11 protein-coding genes are annotated in these 16,944 nt (G+C 53.3%); 4 read left to right on the top strand and 7 right to left on the bottom strand.

Features of this window, described 5'->3' with window-relative positions; all coding sequences use genetic code 11:
• The 3 genes from NTX59_04200 to NTX59_04190 all read right to left on the bottom strand — a co-directional run bounded on the left by NTX59_04200 (position 1) and on the right by NTX59_04190 (position 5,240).
• Entirely contained in the window at positions 1 to 2,655 is a 2,655-nt protein-coding gene (locus NTX59_04200) for a protein kinase (GenBank protein ID MCX5784868.1), read from the bottom strand.
• A 245-nt stretch (positions 2,656 to 2,900) separates the two neighbouring features.
• Positions 2,901 to 3,884 carry a 3-methyl-2-oxobutanoate hydroxymethyltransferase gene (gene panB, locus NTX59_04195; protein ID MCX5784867.1) on the bottom strand — a complete coding sequence of 328 codons (984 nt, stop codon included), beginning with the start codon at positions 3,882 to 3,884 and terminating at the stop codon, positions 2,901 to 2,903.
• 99 nt (positions 3,885 to 3,983) lie between these two features.
• The gene (locus tag NTX59_04190) at positions 3,984 to 5,240 is read right to left on the bottom strand and encodes a hypothetical protein (protein ID MCX5784866.1); all 1,257 of its coding nucleotides are present in this window, start codon (positions 5,238 to 5,240) and stop codon (positions 3,984 to 3,986) included.
• A 91-nt stretch (positions 5,241 to 5,331) separates the two neighbouring features.
• On the opposite strand from NTX59_04190, the gene NTX59_04185 reads away from it, so the two are divergent.
• Together NTX59_04185 and thrC are read left to right on the top strand one after the other, a co-directional pair.
• Positions 5,332 to 5,859 carry a shikimate kinase gene (locus tag NTX59_04185; protein MCX5784865.1) on the top strand — a complete coding sequence of 176 codons (528 nt, stop codon included), beginning with the start codon at positions 5,332 to 5,334 and terminating at the stop codon, positions 5,857 to 5,859.
• A 152-nt stretch (positions 5,860 to 6,011) separates the two neighbouring features.
• On the top strand, positions 6,012 to 7,343 hold the full coding sequence (gene thrC / locus NTX59_04180) for a threonine synthase (GenBank protein MCX5784864.1): 1,332 nt from the start codon (positions 6,012 to 6,014) through the stop codon (positions 7,341 to 7,343).
• Between the two features lie 622 nt (positions 7,344 to 7,965).
• On the opposite strand, the gene NTX59_04175 is transcribed toward thrC, so the two are convergent.
• The 4 genes from NTX59_04175 to NTX59_04160 form a co-directional block, all read right to left on the bottom strand.
• Entirely contained in the window at positions 7,966 to 8,538 is a 573-nt protein-coding gene (locus NTX59_04175) for an SEC-C metal-binding domain-containing protein (GenBank protein MCX5784863.1), read from the bottom strand.
• Positions 8,539 to 8,681: 143 nt separating this feature from the next.
• Positions 8,682 to 9,611, bottom strand: coding sequence for a phosphate acyltransferase (locus NTX59_04170; protein MCX5784862.1), 930 nt, complete (start codon positions 9,609 to 9,611; stop codon positions 8,682 to 8,684).
• A 55-nt stretch (positions 9,612 to 9,666) separates the two neighbouring features.
• Positions 9,667 to 10,785: a butyrate kinase gene (buk, locus tag NTX59_04165; protein ID MCX5784861.1), complete on the bottom strand. Its 1,119-nt coding sequence runs from the start codon at positions 10,783 to 10,785 to the stop codon at positions 9,667 to 9,669.
• 16 nt (positions 10,786 to 10,801) lie between these two features.
• Entirely contained in the window at positions 10,802 to 12,013 is a 1,212-nt protein-coding gene (locus NTX59_04160) for a DUF4185 domain-containing protein (GenBank protein MCX5784860.1), read from the bottom strand.
• A gap of 211 nt (positions 12,014 to 12,224) precedes the next feature.
• Here NTX59_04160 and NTX59_04155 point away from each other — a divergent pair, with 211 nt between their 5' ends.
• Complete coding sequence (locus NTX59_04155) at positions 12,225 to 15,890, top strand: fibronectin type III domain-containing protein (protein ID MCX5784859.1); 3,666 nt, start codon at positions 12,225 to 12,227, stop codon at positions 15,888 to 15,890.
• A 64-nt stretch (positions 15,891 to 15,954) separates the two neighbouring features.
• Entirely contained in the window at positions 15,955 to 16,944 is a 990-nt protein-coding gene (locus NTX59_04150; GenBank protein ID MCX5784858.1) for a PorV/PorQ family protein, read from the top strand.

Below are 16,944 nucleotides of genomic sequence, written 5' to 3'. Positions count from 1 at the left end.
TTAAACAGGGAAGGTTCTGTATTCCGGACCTTGTTTTGCGCGGCCGCGCTCTTCGCTTTCCGGGCTAAAGCCGCCGGCCTCGGCTATGTCAAGCAAGGTCTTCCGGAATTCCTCGGCGCTGTGGAAGCGGTTTTCAGGCTCCGGGGCAAAGGCTTTTTCAAACAGCGAATCAAGGGCTTTTGGAGAACCGGGCACCACGCCGCTAAGGGGCTGGTAAAGCCTGCCCACCTTCTGCTGATGAAAATCCGGCCCCGGAAAGGGCAGCACACCGCTGAGGGACTCGTAAAGGCACACGCCCAGGGAATAAATGTCGGCCTCCCTGGAAGAAACGCCCATATCCTGCTCGGGCGCCATATAAGCGGGGCTTCCAACCACTTCCGCGTTGGAGGATCTGGCCAGAGATTCCCTGACGCGGCTTGCCAGCCCGAAATCCATCACCTTAATCTCGTTTTCCTCGCTCAGCATAATGTTTGAAAGCTTGAGGTCGCGATGAATGACATTTTTTGAATGGGCGTAAACCAGGGCTTTTGATACCTCGTCAAATATACCCACTGTTTTCGCAAAATCCAGCCGCACTTCCTTGTCAAGCAGACGGTCCAGCGTCAGGCCGTTGATATATTCAAAAACCAGGTAAATATTGTCCTCTTCCTCAAAAATGGTATAGATCTCCACTATATTGGGGTGGTGCAGAAGGGCCACGGTGCGGGCCTCTTCAAGGAAGCGCTGTTTTTCGCGCTCGTTCACTTTTATCTCCTCGTTCATCTTTTTTATGGCCACTTTTCTGCCGAGCGACTGGTCAACAGCTTCATAAACCACTCCCATGCCGCCTTCGCCGATTTTGCGCTCTATCTTATATTTCCCGGTAGCCACGCCCTCGTAGAAGACGGACGGGGAAAGCACATCCGGATGAGTGCTGCGCGCGCTTACCGCCGCTTTGACGTTTCTGGAAGTCACGATGTGCACCAATCCCATGGCCACCAGCGCCCCGCCCGTGAGCGTGAAGAACAGCAAAATGAGGAACCGCTTGAGCGGAGAGCGTTTTTGGCGGCGCGCGCCTTCATAAGCCGCCTGCGCTCCCGCGGAAGCCGCGCCAAGCCCGGCCGAGAAACCCGGCACCATGGCGCCGTACTGCGCCACCGCGTCCTGATAGCGGCTCTGGTAAGCCCCGCTCAACGCGGCGGCCTGTCTGAAATTTTCAAGCGTTTTTTTATAGTCGCCCTGCTTCTCATAGGCCAGAGCCCTGTTAAACCAGGCGTCCGCAAAACCGGGGTTTATGCCTATGGCCCGGCTCGAATCGGTTTCCGCCTCGCCGGACAGCCCTTTTTTATTAAGCGCCCAGGCGCGCATGTTCAAAGCCTGAAGATTTGAAGGGTCTTTTTGCAGCACTACGGTGGCGTCCCTTACGGCTTCGTCGTAGCGGCCAAGGAAATTCATGGCGTTGGCCCTTTCCAGATAGGCGTCGGTATTAGCGGGGTTTTTTTCTATGGAAAGGGTAGCGTATTTAACGGTGTTCCCGTAGTCGCCAAGGCGCGTTTTGGAAAACGCGGTCTGCAGGTATGCCTGGGATTTGCCGTAATCCGGAACCTGGGCCTGGCCCGCCCCCCCATTCGCGGCGGACGTGGCAGCGCCGCCGTCGGCGGCTGGAGACTGCCCGGGCGCGCCGTTTATGCCGCCGGGATCCCGGTCGCCTCTTACAGCGGCCGCGCTTCCATCTTCAACGGAGCCAAGGGCCTTTTTTATTTCCTCCGCGGAAGCCAGGGATTTAAGGGTGGGCACGCTTTTGCGGCTTTCAAGAAGTATGGAAAGGATTTTAGCCGATTCGTCCTGCGGATCTATGGCCATGGCTTTTTTTATGTCCTCAAGGGCGCCTTTTCTGTCTTCAAGTTCGGCCCGAGCCACCGCCCGTGTTTTATAGGGATCCGGATCTTTTTCGTCCAGTTTTATGGCAGTGGTGGCGGCCTTTTCAGCCATGGTATAGTTGCGCATTTCATTATAGTAGGAAGCCGCCGCGGACTGAACCGAGGGATTGTCGGGGTAGCTCTGCGTAAGCGCCTGAACTTTCTCCTCCGCCGCCTTTTTGTCCTCCGAGTTAACGGCAGAGCGCACAGCCACCAGATCGTTTACGGGATTCATTTTATCGTGTCCGCGGCCTCCGGGGCCTCCGGGACCGCCGCGGTCCGGCGGCTTGCGGCCTCGGGCGTCAAACACATGAATATCAAAAGGCTCGAGTTCGGAGCTTATAGAATGCAAATTTTCATGCGACAGGTTTTTGGAATCCGCCATGCGCCTGAGGCCTGTGAGCATTTCGGATATCGGAAAGCAGTTCCTGTCTGTAAATTTCTGTGCCTCATCCGGCGGAAGCCCCTTTAGGATCCGCGCCAGGGCGCGCGCGGAAACATCGGGATGGTTAGAGGCGTTCATTCTGAATGTTCTAAAATCATCGCGCCTATTCTCATGCAATGCCGGGTCTACGGTGATAGCCGCGGCCTGGTTTTGGCCTGACACAGGCGGAGTGTTGTCAACAACCGGAATTTCAGACCCCGGCACTACGGGAGCGGCGACTACGCCGGGTACTTCCTCCTTAGACATGGCTAAAGCGGGAGTAAACAGCGGCAGAAAAAAGAAAACAGAAAGAAAATAATGTATCTTCTTCATAAATGCCCGTATTGAACGGGCGCCTTTTAATACCTTTATTTCATATATAGCATAAAGGGAAGTTTGAGTTTTGTCAAGGGCCTGTAGACCCTTTAATACGGGCCTGTTTCCGGTCTCCGCTTCAGCCTGAAGGCTCGGGCCCGGCTGAATCCCCCCCCTTTACGGATGGTGAGTTGGACCTTGAAAACTATTAGCCCGAATTCTTCAACTGAAAAATTCGGGCTAACTGAGGCAGCCGGTTGCTGTTATTTCCAGTATTTGGAGGCTTTAAGCGCGGCTATTTCTTCCGGTTTTATTGAATAAGAGTAGTCTTTGCCGGGGAAACTCCCGTCGCGAACCTGCTTAATGTAAGCTTTTACGGCCATCTCCGTCAAAACCAATAAACCGTCGCCTCTTTCCTCTTTTCCGTTCTTCCTTATGTCAGGTATCTGCGCCAGATAATCCTTGAATTGACCGGCGACTTCCGGAATATAGCACTTGGCGAACCATGGACGGAAGGAGGCGTAAAAACCCATAAGGTCGTGCATTATGATAAGCTGCCCGTCAACCTCGGTCCCGGCGCCTATTCCATAAACCGGTATTTTAAGAGCCCTGGCTATCTGGCCCGCCGGTTCAGAGGGCATTGCCTCAAGCAGTAAGGCGAACACCCCTGCCTCCTGAAGCTCCAGGGCGTCTTCCATTGTTTTTTCAAAACTTGCAACTGATTTGCCCTGCACCCTGTAACCGCCGAAGGAGCCTGTGCTTTGCGGGGTAAGCCCCAAATGCCCCATTACAAGAATTCCGGCATCGACTATGGCCTTTACTTTAGGAATGATCCTGTGACCGCCCTCGCACTTTATAGCGTCGGAGCCGGCTTCTTTAACAAAGCGTAAAGCGCTTATAACCGCGTCCCTTTCCGAGGGTTCATAAGCCCCCTGCGGCATATCTCCTATCATGAAAGTATCGGGAGCCCCCCTTCTGGCCGCCTTTGCAAGCGTTATCATTTCATCCATGGTGACGGGATTGGTAGTGGAATAGCCCAATTGGACCATTCCGCCGGAATCGCCGACAAGTATCATATCAACCCCCGCTTTCTGGGCGGCATAGGCGAAAGGAAGGTCATAAGAGGTAACCCAGGCGGCGGGAACGCCGTTTCGTTTCATTTTGGCAAAATCCAAAAGGCTTCTTTTCACATTTTGCGGCGGTTTTAATGCAACAGGGCTTACAGCTTCTTTTTTAATTTTTTTCATTACGATTCTCCTTAGGGAAGCGCTGAAGCCTGAAGTGCTGAAGAGCTGAAGTATACTTTTCCTTTACTTCAGCTCTTCAGAGCTTCCAGCTCTTCAGCTCTATTTATGCAGATTCTGCGCGGCCAGCACTCCGATGCCGGCTTTAGTTAGCGCTTCGGCGGTCCGGTTCACGGCGTCGTGTTTGTCCAGGTAATTCCTCAGCATAGCGGGCATCAGGCCCTGGGCTTCCACATCTTTCTTGGGCATGAAGTAATCGAGGATGTCCGAAGGATGCGCGCGCTTGCCGTCAATTTGCGGGTCTCCGCCTTCATGTTTGGCCGCGATATTGGGGACCTTCGCGGCGAGCTGGATCAATTCCTGTCTGCGGTTGTACGGCTGAACCACGATGGACTTGAACGTCTCCGTGATGTGGTGCTCAAAGCGGACAACTTTTTCGAGGCCCAGCGCTTTGCGTATTTTCGAGGCTTGTATAATCGTTTCGTTATTCACCGAGTTAGCCAGGTTGAAACCGATCAGCGAAGTTGTCCCGTCTTCGCGCGCGAAGAGTTTCGCCGCAAGCAGCGTCCACATTATAGAGTAGGGGTTGTCGTTGCCCATGAACACGGAGATCTTGAATTCGTTATTCACTCCAAGCCTGTGCATAAGGTAGGCGATCATTATCGTACCGGAATTGACATTGAGCGCCTGGCGGATGCCGTAGTTAGTGTAGTAGTGCAGATACTCCTCGGCCCACTGCATGGCATGCTCATTGGGCTGGCCCACGCCTCCGAAATAGCCGGTGATAGTCGCAGCCCCCCCCAGGTGTATGTTAGAACCGTCCGTGCCCTTCGTATCCAGCGTCTCAACAAGGGACGCGCCTATTATATTCATTGAGGCGGAAACCGCGAGGATATCGCCCAGGTCCGCCACCTGTTCTTTCATGTTTCGCACGCGGATAAAGCGGCCCGGCATCAGTTCCTGCCTGGCAATGGCCTGCTTGGCGGACTGTATGAGAAAAGGAAAATACTGCAGGGCGCTGATTTCCAGCGCGACCGCATTCTTGCTGTTGATCTTGCACCTGCCCGCGTGTTTGCGGCAATAATCTTTCATGCCGATAAACGCGCCCTTGTCGCGCTGTTCCCTGAGCCAGAGAACTTCGTTATAATACGGCGAATTTTCCTTTTTAAGGCGCGCCAGCAGGTTCTCAGGCTTCCCTGCTTCGGCCGCTTTCCTGTTTATCGCGGCGGCGCCGCCGTGTTTTTCGATAAGTTTTACAACAGCGCGGACCGCTTCGTTTTTAGGGTCAACCAGGAAAGTGTTAATTTCCTTGAATCTTTTGGGTGAAATCCGGAGCATCTTTTCAATATCCGTGTTCATTGGGTTTCCTCCTGCGGTTTGAATCTGTTCATCCGCCTAAGCGGGCGCTTGCCGAATCAAAGCTGCTAAGTGTATAATACAAAAAAAGAGAATGAAGAAAAAATTCAAAGGGATAACGCTTGTGGGCATGCCCGGGTCCGGAAAATCCACGGCAGGCAAAACTCTGGCAAAAAAACTGGACTGGAATTTTATCGATCTGGACATTCACATTCGGGAAACGACCGGCAGGGGGCACGAAGTGATTTTAGCCAAGGACGGAGAGCATGCTCTGCTGGCGCTGGAGGAGAAACTCACCCTGGCAATAGACCTGATTAGGGTTGTGTTCTCGCCCGGCGGAAGCATAATTTATTCGCCGGCGGCGATGAAGAAACTCAAAAAAGAAACCCTGGTCGTTTACCTCAAAACGCCTCTCACGGAAGTAAAAAAAAGACTTTCGGGGATTATTCACCTGCGCGGCATAGTAGGATTGAAGGAAAAAGGCATAACACGCCTTTTCAAAGAAAGAACCCGGGTTTATGAAAAAGCGGCGGACCTGACTGTTGACACCCGGGAGCGATCGCCGGCTGAAACTGCGGCGGAAATCATTAGAAATATAAAACAATGGCAACTGCCCGGGTAGCCAGAAGTCAGAATTCAGTAGTCAGAATGGGAGCACCAGCAATTGAGCAGATTCCACCGTTCTGAATCCTGGCCGTTTGAGGAGCATAGCTCTTTTTACGGCACTGCCATAGGCTTGACTTCTGGATTCTGTCTACCTGAGCCGTAACGACAATGAAATACTACAGCACTAACGGAAAATCAAGACCGGCAACTTTCCGGGAAGCCCTTTTCACGGGCCTGGCTGACGACGGAGGGCTTTTCATGCCGGAGGCTTTCCCAAATCGCGGGAACAATTTCCCCCGCGCCGCCGGAAATAATAATTTTCATGAGACGGCTTTTAAGGTCTGCCGGGAGTATATTTCCGATGTGGCTGATAAGGATTTAAAAGAAATAATCCGCGATTCCTTCAGCAGAAAAGCCTTCCCCGTAAAGAACTCCCCCTCTCCGCTGGTCAGGCTCGCGGAAGATCTATATATCCTTGAACTCTTTCACGGCCCCACGCTCTCGTTCAAAGATTTCGGGGCGCGTTTCATGGCCCGCCTTATGAAGCATTACCTTGCCGGTTCAAAAAAGCGCCTGGCTGTTATCGTAGCCACTTCCGGCGACACGGGAAGCGCGGCGGCATGCGGATTTTTCGGACTTCCCGGAATAAATGTTTTTGTTCTTTATCCGGAAGGCAGGATAAGCCCTCTGCAGGAAAAGCAGATAGCCACGCTCGGAGGTAATATCACCGCGCTTAAGGTAAGAGGGGATTTTGACGATTGCCAGCGGCTGGCCAAAAAAGCCCTTTCCGACGCCGGGATCCGCGGGAAAATGGCCCTTTCATCCGCCAACTCTATCAACATAGGCAGGCTTCTCCCTCAGATGTTCTATTATTTCAGCGCTGTTTCACAGCTTAAAGTCTTGAGCGAAGAAAGGGGAAAACGCAAGCCGGTATTTGTCGTCCCCAGCGGAAACTTCGGCGATCTTTCCGCCGGACTGTTCGCGAAAAGAATGGGTTTGCCCGTGCGTAAGTTTATTGCCGCGGTTAATATCAACAGCGGGGTGCCGCGTTACCTTGCTACGGGAATACTGCCCCGCGCAAAGACCCGGATGACCCTTTCAAGCGCCATGGATGTGGGCATACCCAGCAACTTCACCCGGATCCTTGATCTGTATCATAACGACCGCATTGCGGTTAAACGGGATATTGACTCCGTCACCGTTACGGATGCGGAAATTGAAAAAACCATAAGAATGGCTTTCAGAAGATTCTGCTACGTATCCGACCCGCATACCGCCACCGGCATAGCCGCCGCTCTTAATTGCAATATCGCGGGCCCGAAGATAGTCTTAGCTACGGCTCATCCGGCGAAATTCCCCGATATCGTTTCAAGAAACACAGGGCTTGCGGTAAAGGCCCCTTCACGGCTTGCGTCCTGCATGAGAAAACGCGACAAAAGCTCCGCCATACCGGCCGATTTCAACCGGCTGAAAACGATCCTTCTTTCTCACGTGAGCTGAGACAGAATTTACTTTCCCTTCCAACAGCACTTCCCGCCTTCCGCAATTGGACACTCGACATTTTACGCATAGAAGCATTATAAACTGGCACGGGTCCTGCCGGGGGACTGGGAACGCAAAACCAGGGTCGGGACACACCGTGCCCGCCCTTCACTTCCTCGCCACTCATAAACCGCATAGCGGTTTTGCGCGGCCCCGGCTCAGCGGTTCTGCTTCGCAGAGAACCGCCTCCGCCCTTGCGGCCCGGACGCGAAGCATAATTATGCTTCGCTCTGAAGCCGTGCCTCACCTCCGCGCTATGCAAGCGTCGGGCTCCGGAGTGTTTTGCTTACCCAGTCCCCCGTCACCCGCGCAAGCTAGGTGTTTTCGCCGCCGGCTTTTTTAAACATAAGAAGTCGGTTTTATTGTGAAAAGGACGTTAACAGAGAGAAACTTGATATAAGGAATAGGTCGGGAATAAATGGAGCGGGTGACGCCGGAGCCGGGTTAGCGGGGCCTTCGCGAATCTGAGGCTTGCATAAGCGCCGAAGATGAGTGGTGGAAGCCGGCCACGGTGTGGGCGGCTGTCCCCGCGTTCCGGTCCGGCGGCAGGCCCTGCGAACCCATCGGGGGTGACCAGAATTTACTTTCCTTTTCCGCAGCACTTCTTGTATTTCCTGCCGGAGCCGCAGGGGCAGGCGTCATTGCGGCCCACTTTCGGCTCCTCTCTTTTAAAGGTCTCTATTTTGTGGGCTTCGCCCCCGTTCACCACTTCGGGATGCTTTTTAAGCCATTTTTTCACTTCTTTTTCGTCGTTTATGTCCACGCCCTCGATAAGCATCTTGCGGTAGATGTCTATTATCAGCTTGCGCATCTGCGGGGTTTTGGCCTGGGAAAGAATTTCAGGGGAAATAACATTAAGTTCCTGAGCCAGCTCATCATCAGTTTTTTCAGCGGGAGACTTTTCTTTAGCCGGGGCGGTCTTTTCGGCCAGCGGAGTCGCGGACGGCGCGACGGTTTGATTTATCACCACATCTGCCGCAGGTGCGGGGGCTGCTTCCGCCGCAGCCGGCGCTACAGCGGCGGGAACTGCCGATGGAGCCGGAGAGGCCGCTTGCTGGATCCGCGTATTTTGCCGGAAAGCGGCCCGGGGTTCCGTCTCCGACCGCTTTTCTTCCTTCTTGTTAAGTATCTTCTTTAAAAAATTCCAAACCATAAGTGTCTCCTTAAGCTAGAGCTGAAGAGCTATAAGCTCTGAAGCGCTGAAGTTCCGGCAGACTAATCAAAGCTTCCGACTTTAACTAGTGTAGAGCTGCAAAAATAAATCAATCCTTCCCTATTCGCTCGCCTCCGTCCCTGTCAGGCGCAGACCTTCGCCTGGGTCTTAAGAAAACCCGCCAGCGCTATGGAGTGCAGCTTCGTCACAGGCGAGTCGGTGCGGGACGGCAGTATTACCGGGATATTGGACCCGGCAAGCAGAGCGGCCGATTTCACGCCCGCGCCGAAAAACGACAGGCATTTATACACCGGGTTGGCCGAATCCAGGTTAGGAAAAAGCGCTATGTCGGTTTCGCCGGGAACGGCGGCGCCTTTTATGCCTTTTTCCGCCGCCAGTTCCTTGGAGAATGAGATGTAAATGTCATAAGGACCTTCCACCACACAATTCTTTAAAGTCCCCTCCCTGTTCATCTTCACAAGGGCCTCCGCGTCCAGAGTGCTGGGGATATTGGGGTTTACTTTTTCCACCGGGCAGATCACGGCCACATTGGGCTTTTCCACTCCCAGCATACGCATCATATCCACGGCGTTGCGGGTGATCTTCGCCTTCTGCTCCAGTGTGGGGTTTATCATTATGGCCGCGTCGGTAACGGCGAAAAGCTTGTGATAGTTGGCCAGTTCAAAAAGCACAAAATGGCTGAGCACCGTCCCTTCGGCCACCGCGCCGACTTCCTTGCGCAGTATGGCCTTCATGTAGAACTTCGTGTCCACCAGGCCCTTGACAAGGAAGTCTCCTTTGCCGGCTTTTACAAGGTCCACGGCCTTATTGCACATTTCGGCGCAATCGGACATGTCTATGATTTCAAAAATGTCCAGTTTTACTCCGACTTTCGCCGCCGCAGCCTCAACCTGGGCTTTCGGTCCCACAAGTATGCCGCCGGAAATTATGCGGTGTTCAACCCCCATTTTTATGGCTTCCAGCACTTCCTCATTATTCGCGCCGGGCACCACTATCCGGTTCGGCTTGTCTTTAACAAGCCGCATCAACTCTTCAAAGTTACGGAATTTCATGATTTTTCTCCTGTAGTTTTTCTGCCTATGGCTTACGGCTTATGGCATACGGCAGTTAGTACACCTTTACCTTGGCGGGATGCTTAAGGCCGGTTTGCGCCGCCACGCGCAAGGCGCGCATTTCATCGCCGCCGGGGTAGCTTAGCACCGGGGCTATCCAGTCCACACGGCGTTTGATTTCAGGTACCACTATCTGGTCGTAGGCGAGCCCGCCTGTAAGTACTATAGCGTCCACCTTGCCTTCAAGCACCGCCGACAGGGAGGCTATCTCTTTTGAAATCTGATAGGCCATGGCAAGCACCGCCTCTTTGGCCTTTTCGCGCGAAATTTTTGCCGGGTCAAGGCCGGAATTAGGCTTTATCTCGCCGGTCAGGATATATTTTTCAAGGGCTATGCAGTCGGAGGTGCCGGTGTAAGCCACAAGGCCGCCGCGGCCTTTCAGCTTGAGCTTCATTTCGGCCAAAGTGTATTTGCCCGAGAAACACATTTTTATCAGCCCGGCAGCCGGCACGCTGCCGGAGCGCTGCGGCGTGAAGGGCCCGTCGCCCTCAAGCCCGTTATTTACATCCACCACCCTGCCGCCTATGTGCGCCCCTACCGAAACGCCGCCGCCGCCGTGCATTACGATCAGGCGGCAGTCTTCGTATGGTTTGCCAAGCTGGCGGGCCGCGTGGCGGGCCACCCTTTTCTGGTTAAGCGCGTGAAAAATTGAAATCCTCGGGTTCTCCGGCATGCCCGAATACCTGGCCAAAGGCTCCATCTCGTCAACCGTCACCGGGTCGGCTATAAACGCCGCGGCGCCGCACATGGCGGCTATGTTGTAGGCGAGTATTCCCCCCAGATTTGAAGGGTGGTCTCCCATTACGCCTTCGTTAAGGTCTTTAAGCATGTTTTCGTTAACCGCGTAAACCCCGCCCTCTATGGACCGGAGTACCCCGCCGCGGCCTATAATGGCATGCAGCTCCGATAGCTCCACCTTGTGCTCTTTCAGGGTGTCAAGCACCAAGCCTTTCCTGAATTTATATTGGGCGGTTACTTTTTTAAATTCGTAGGCTTTCAGGTCCTCCGGGTTGTACCGGACTACCTTATGAAAAACCAGTTTTTCGCCGCGGAAAAAACTCACCTCGTCGGAGGTGGAGCCGGGGTTTATCACCAGTATGTTATAGTCAGCCATGCGCGCCTCTCGTGATTTACTGAAACGTGAGTTCGTAGATATACGGCATATTCTTTTTTTCAAGAGTGAAAAAGGTCTTTTTTCCTTCTTCAAGCGAGAACAGGGGCTGCTCCTTGCCGCCGGAGCAGTACTCTTCTTTGGAACAGGCCGTTATTTTCACGGGGTCTTTCCACGGTCCCCAGGGATAGTCGGCTCTCATCAATAAAATTTCCGTGTCTTCGATGTCCAGGTAAAGAGCCAGGTAGCTTTTCAGATGTTCATTATAAGAAACAGAAAATTCCTCCGGCATATTTTCCATGACCGGAGTAAGTTCGGTCAAATCGGAGGTCCACACCCCGCTTGAGGCGTCCAGGCTGTAGTACTCGTACTTTTCCCTGCTCTCTATATCCGCGGGCTTTACTCTTGAGAGCGCCGCGGCATACTTGCCCGGCTCGGTCATTACCCGGCCGTAAATATACAGCCAGCCGTCGCTGTCGGAAAAAGCGGCCGAGCCGAAGGCGGGTTCCACATCGCTCCATAGGGCGTATGACAGGCCGATTTCCACTTTTTTGTAAGGGCCCTCGGGATTGTCGGAAAAAGCGAGCCCCTGCCCGACGCGGAAATAATCATAAGGGCCGCTGCCGAAATTATTCAGGATGGAGTAAAACGCGTAATACTTCTTTTCGGTTTTAAGACCGGCGCGCGGCCAGAATTTACGCACCTGAATGTATTCCCTGAAATCCGAGGAAAGAAACGGTATCGGCCAGCGGTTTTCATCCAGCACATAATTCAGACCGCTTTTTAAAGAGTATGGGGAACTGGAGGCAGACAGGGCCACCCCGCCCTCAATTATGCCCCAACGGGCAGGCTGGCCGGCTGCCGGGACCTCGCCGATCCAGATATTGTTAAGGAACCAGACTGTTTTCCCCCCGCCGGCGGCAACCGCGTAATTTCCGCCCTGGCCTATTACCTGGGTGGAAGCCCCCTTAACTTCAAAAAGAGGGCCGACCTGCTTCACGGAGAACTCAAGGCTTTTGTGTTCCGGCGTCCGGGCCGGCCGTACCGGTAAACCCTCCGCCGGGCCTATAGTGGTTTCCTGGCGCGCGCCTATGGTGGCCTGCTGGTGCGGGAGTTCTCCCTGAACCAACCCAAGCTTGGCGGGGCTCCCCGTATTGTCCGCAGCCCGCGCGCCTTCTGAAAAACCGCACAAAATGACTAACGCGGAAAAAAGGACGGTCTTTACTTTCATTTTAAGAGTTCCGGTACGGTTCAAAAAAAGCAGTATTTTTCGATCGACTTAAGCACTTTCCACTTTCATTTTAAAAACTCGCACGGCTAGTGCTCTGACCCTATAATATAATAGAAATGGCAGTCATTTCAATAAAGGCGGGGGCGCCCCCGTTTACTCTGTAACATATTTGCCATTGATTTTTAATACCTCTTTGCTAAACTATACTATTATGCCCAGTTACAATTCGCCCCGGCGCGGATTTCCGTTGTTCTTTTTGGCCGCGGGGTTCTTTTTTGTTTTCTCGGGCGGCCTCGCAGCCCAGATCAATTTACACCCCGGCAATACCGGCGTCACAGCGAACACACTGTCTTTCAGTTGGGACGCCGGAACATCTTTTATAGCCGCCCTCTCGACCGCAACCGATTTCTCCGCTCTTACAGCGACAGGCACGGTGTTAACCAACAGCGCCGCTTATACGAACTTGAACCCGGACACCATTTATTATTTCCGTGTAAAAAATCAAAGCGACGCCTCCTATAATCCGCTCAACCAGATTTCATCCGTAACTTACGCCGCCGCGCCGACAACCCCTTATTTTATCTCGGAATATTTCACAGCTGATTCATCGGTCACCGCGCAGATAAGCGTTGCCTGGGAGATCAACGGCAATCCGGATTGGACCGATTATGAAATCCAATACGCCGACAATTCCGGCTTTTCAAATTCAAAAACCTACGCTGAAAACTATCCGCCGGTTATATTAGGCGGTCTTGCCGCGAACACCACCTATTTTTTGAGGGTGCGGGCCGTGAACCTTTACGGAAACAAAACCGTTTTCACCGCACCTGATATTTCCACGGCTACCATGGCCCTTAACCTGCGCACGCTGAGCAATATGGTTTACGAAACCAGCGCCACGGTTTCCTGGACGGCTGTTTCAGGCCCCGCCCAGGCGCAGGATTCCGAGGGCTACCGGCTTATGCTTTCAACCTCGAATATTTTCGACAGTTTACCAATAGCGCTGAACAGCGCCGAACACTACACCTCAAGCTTTGGTCTTACCGGCCTGGACCGCAATACCACATACTATTACAAGGTCGGCGCGCTTAACTGGAACGGAGCCGCCAATTTTGATTACGGCCAATTCGTCACGCTCTCCGCCAAATTGCAGAATCCGCAGCTATTGAACTTCAGCGACCAGTGGGCATCGCTTGGCTGGACAGCGCTCCCGGCAAGTCCTCCCGCGGCGTCGGCGCTTGGTTACCGCCTTGAGGCATCATCAACCAATTTCAACGGTTCCGGTATTATCCTTTCATCTTCCGTCTATGACATGACGCGCAGCACGCTCACCGTTCAAAACCTTGAACCGAACACCACCTGGTACTTCAGGGCGGCTTCGCTTAACGGGAATTTGGATGCCAACTACACGGGCGCGCCTTCCACTATAACGCTTGCCCTGCCGTTTTCCTCCAACACCACGGCTACGCTCCCGGGCCCGCGATCCCTGACAGTGACTTTCACTCCGCTCCCCGCCTCACCGCAGGCTTTCTCCTGCGAGGGCTACCGCTTTGAAGGCTCCTCCGCCCCGTTCGGCGCGGGCTCCATAGTTCATTCTTCCTCCACAGACCTGAACCAGTTAAATTCCCTGACGCTTTCGGAACTGAAACCGAATACCAGCTATTACTTACGCCTTGGAACGCTCACCTGGAACAAAGCTCCGCATTACACTGACCTTAATGTGGCAAAAACCTCTTTGCCGGGACCGCTTGAGTCGGTAGTCCTTGGCTCGGTCTGGGTAACAAGCGCGGCCGTGTCATTTACGAGCGCGGGAGCGGACAGCTATGTGGTTGAAGCCTCCACCTACCAGTATTTCAGCTGGGTTTTCGCGAGCTCCGCCACGGTAAACAGCGACGCCGCCGGCCTGATCGTGGAGGGACTGCCGGCGAATACCGTCTTCAATTACAGGGCGGGCTCATTATACAGCGGCACAACCGTTTACAGCAACACCACCCCGTCAAAAAAATCAACTCTGGCCCCGCCCCTTCTCAATCAGCTGATAAGCGGCGTGTTTTATTCGAGCGTAACGGTCGGCTGGACTTTGCCGGCCTCCTGGCCGCCGGACTTTACGGGGGAAAAATATCTTTTAGAGACCTCCACCTCCGCCGATTTTCAGGGGGTGATTTTTTCTTCGCGCTCCAATATGCCGCAGACCGCGGCTTTGAGCATTGCGGGGCTCTCCCCCAATGCAAGCTATTATTTCAGAGCCGGCACGCTTAACTGGGATAATGTTCCGGATTTTGTTTATACTCCGTCAACATCAACTTTAGCCAACGCGCCTACGCAACAGCTTCCAAAGCCGTCAGATCTGACACCTTCAGCCATAACATTTAATTGGCAGACCAATTCAAACCCGGCCGACACGCGCTATTGGGCGGAATTTTATCACGATTCCGGCTTTACATCCTTTCTGTCTTCCGCCACCACAACACTTTCCTCGGCCACTTTTTCCGATTTATATTCCAATACCACCTATTACACGCGCGTGACGGCGGTAAACCGCCTGGACCGCGCAAGCCCCACAGTGATATTTTCACCTATGGCCACCGGCGCCTACGACCCTGCCAGCCACTACCCGCTTTCGGATATTTTGGACATTGGAGTATCTTCCATAACAATCAACTGGAAACGCGGCTCAAACCCGCCGGACATCACCTATTATCTGGCGAAGATCTCTTCCGAAGCCGCGTTTTCCGGCACGGTGCTGTCTTCCGTTACCGCCAGTCTTACGGCCACATTTACCGGCCTGGTCCCGAATGCTTCCTACTATCTGCAGGTTTCCGCCCTTAACCTGACCAATGTGCCCACAGATCCGCCGGTGTCCCTTGGAACAGCGCTTACGCTTCCCACAACGCCATATTTGCTATTGCCCGACAAGACCTTCTCCGGCTTTTTAACCGACGGGTTTTCAGTAAATTGGGAAGACAACGGCAATTCCTCCCACACCCTTTACACGGTGCAGGCATCCACTACCTCCGATTTCCTGATTATCAGCACCTCGGTTTTAGTGAACGCAAAAACCTGCGCTTTATCGAACCTGCTTACAGATACCACCTATTGGGTGCAGATACAGGCCGTGGGACAATCGGAGCTGACTTCGCATTTTGTTACGGCCGGTTCGACCAAAACTCTTCTTTATACCCAGTCTCCAGCTGTGGCTTTTCAGGACAATACAATAACGCTTGAGACCTCTTACGGCCCCATTTCTATATTTTTGCCCAGCGGGTCAATAGGAAGTTCAACCAAAATGAAATTGCAGCCTAAAATTTCCTTCGCCCCGCCGGTTTCCGCCGTGGCTTCGCTTAAAGCCACCAATATAGGGTTTGAAATCACTTATTTTCCCCCCACTCTCCTGTTTAAACCGGTTACCCTTACCGTTTCTTACCGGGTGTCCGACCTGCCGCCGGGCACCGACCACAGCAAGCTGATACTGGCGCTTTACGACGAAACCAACGAAGTGTGGGTTCCGCTACCCTCGGTTTCAGACACAGCCGCAAACCGCGTTATAGCCCAAAGCTGGCACCTTTCAATTTTTCAGATAATGGAATCCAACCCGGCCGCCGGACTTGCGGGCGTAAAAATTTATCCGAACCCTTACAGGCCTTCAAGCGCTTCGGATATCGTACACTTCACCAATATGCCGCCATACGCAAAACTAAAGATTTACACTTTCCTGGGCGAGCTGGTGCGCGATATAAAAGCGGATGCGAACGGCATGGCTGCCTGGGCGGGAGAGAACGATTCCGGACAGAAAGCGGCCAGCGGCGTTTACATAGCGCTGATACAGACAAGCGACAAAAAATCGGGCAAGGTTTTTAAAGTAGTAGTGGAAAGATGAAAAAGCAGAGAATAGGGGTCAGGGGACAGGGTAGCGATAATGGGACAGCGGGAGTGAAGTTATTATGAAAAAACCGGTTTTTAAAAGCATAGGCGGCAGAGGGACATTTTGTATCGTCCTGCTGGCGCTATACGCTACCCCCTCGCTGACTCCTGCCGTTCAGGCAGGGTTTGGCAGCAGTTCCGTGGGCACATCGGGCGCGCAGTTTCTAAAGGTAGCCTCGGGCGCGCGCGGAGCGGCCCTTGGCGAGGCCTATTCGGCTCTTGCCGACGACGCCTTCGCGCTGGATTGGAACCCGGCGGGTATTGTGGCCATTAAAAAGAAATCAATGGTATTCATGCACGCCCCATACCTGGCGGGAACTTTTGTGGATTATTTCGGTTATGCCGAAAACGCGGGCGAGGTGGGAGCCTGGGGAGTGGCTGTCAAATACATGAACTTCGGCGCCATCCATAAAACAGACTCAAGCGGCTTTGATCTGGGCGTATTCACCCCATACGACATTTCCGCCTCGGTAAGCTTTGCCACCTACATCACCGGCTATAACAAAGAGCCGGAAGAACGCTTTATACTCGGAGCAACCGGCAAATTCGTGCGTTCAAAATTATATTCCTCCGACAACACCATTTCAGCCGATATCGGCCTGCTGTTTCCATATTTGTTTGACAACCGCTTCCGCCTGGCCATGTCGGCCCAGAACATAATGGGAACGCTGCGCTACGACAAGGAAGATACCCCTCTGCCTCTGATATTGCGCTTTGGCAGCGTGACCACACTTACAAAATACTTCGCAATTACAGCCGATGTGGTGGCGCAAAAAGACAATCTGCCTTATCTCGCAATGGGCGGCGAAATAAAAATCGGGCTCTCGGAAAAAATTAACGCCGCTTTGCGCGCGGGATTTAATACCCGCAGTATAAGCGCCGTAGGCGGATTTCACAATATAACCCTGGGTACAGGGCTGCGATATGGCGTCTACTCCATAGACTACGCCCTGTCCCCTTTCGGCGACCTGGGCTCGGTGCACAGGATTTCGGCCAGTTGGAACTTCTAA

The sequence above is a fragment of the Elusimicrobiota bacterium genome, from assembly GCA_026388155.1.
Taxonomy (GTDB): domain Bacteria; phylum Elusimicrobiota; class Elusimicrobia; order Elusimicrobiales; family UBA9959; genus UBA9634.
The sequence above is the reverse complement of the archived record's forward strand: the minus strand, read 5'-3'. Positions and strand labels throughout refer to the sequence as shown.

Bases quoted from the DNA above. Each gene is read 5' to 3' on its own strand.
- NTX59_04200 (MCX5784868.1), bottom strand. From the start codon at position 2,655: ATGAAGAAGATACATTATTTTCTTTCTGTTTTCTTTTTTCTGCCGCTG.
- panB (MCX5784867.1), bottom strand. From the start codon at position 3,884: ATGAAAAAAATTAAAAAAGAAGCTGTAAGCCCTGTTGCATTAAAACCG.
- NTX59_04190 (MCX5784866.1), bottom strand. From the start codon at position 5,240: ATGAACACGGATATTGAAAAGATGCTCCGGATTTCACCCAAAAGATTC.
- NTX59_04185 (MCX5784865.1), top strand. From the start codon at position 5,332: ATGAAGAAAAAATTCAAAGGGATAACGCTTGTGGGCATGCCCGGGTCC.
- thrC (MCX5784864.1), top strand. From the start codon at position 6,012: ATGAAATACTACAGCACTAACGGAAAATCAAGACCGGCAACTTTCCGG.
- NTX59_04175 (MCX5784863.1), bottom strand. From the start codon at position 8,538: ATGGTTTGGAATTTTTTAAAGAAGATACTTAACAAGAAGGAAGAAAAG.
- NTX59_04170 (MCX5784862.1), bottom strand. From the start codon at position 9,611: ATGAAATTCCGTAACTTTGAAGAGTTGATGCGGCTTGTTAAAGACAAG.
- buk (MCX5784861.1), bottom strand. From the start codon at position 10,785: ATGGCTGACTATAACATACTGGTGATAAACCCCGGCTCCACCTCCGAC.
- NTX59_04160 (MCX5784860.1), bottom strand. From the start codon at position 12,013: ATGAAAGTAAAGACCGTCCTTTTTTCCGCGTTAGTCATTTTGTGCGGT.
- NTX59_04155 (MCX5784859.1), top strand. From the start codon at position 12,225: ATGCCCAGTTACAATTCGCCCCGGCGCGGATTTCCGTTGTTCTTTTTG.
- NTX59_04150 (MCX5784858.1), top strand. From the start codon at position 15,955: ATGAAAAAACCGGTTTTTAAAAGCATAGGCGGCAGAGGGACATTTTGT.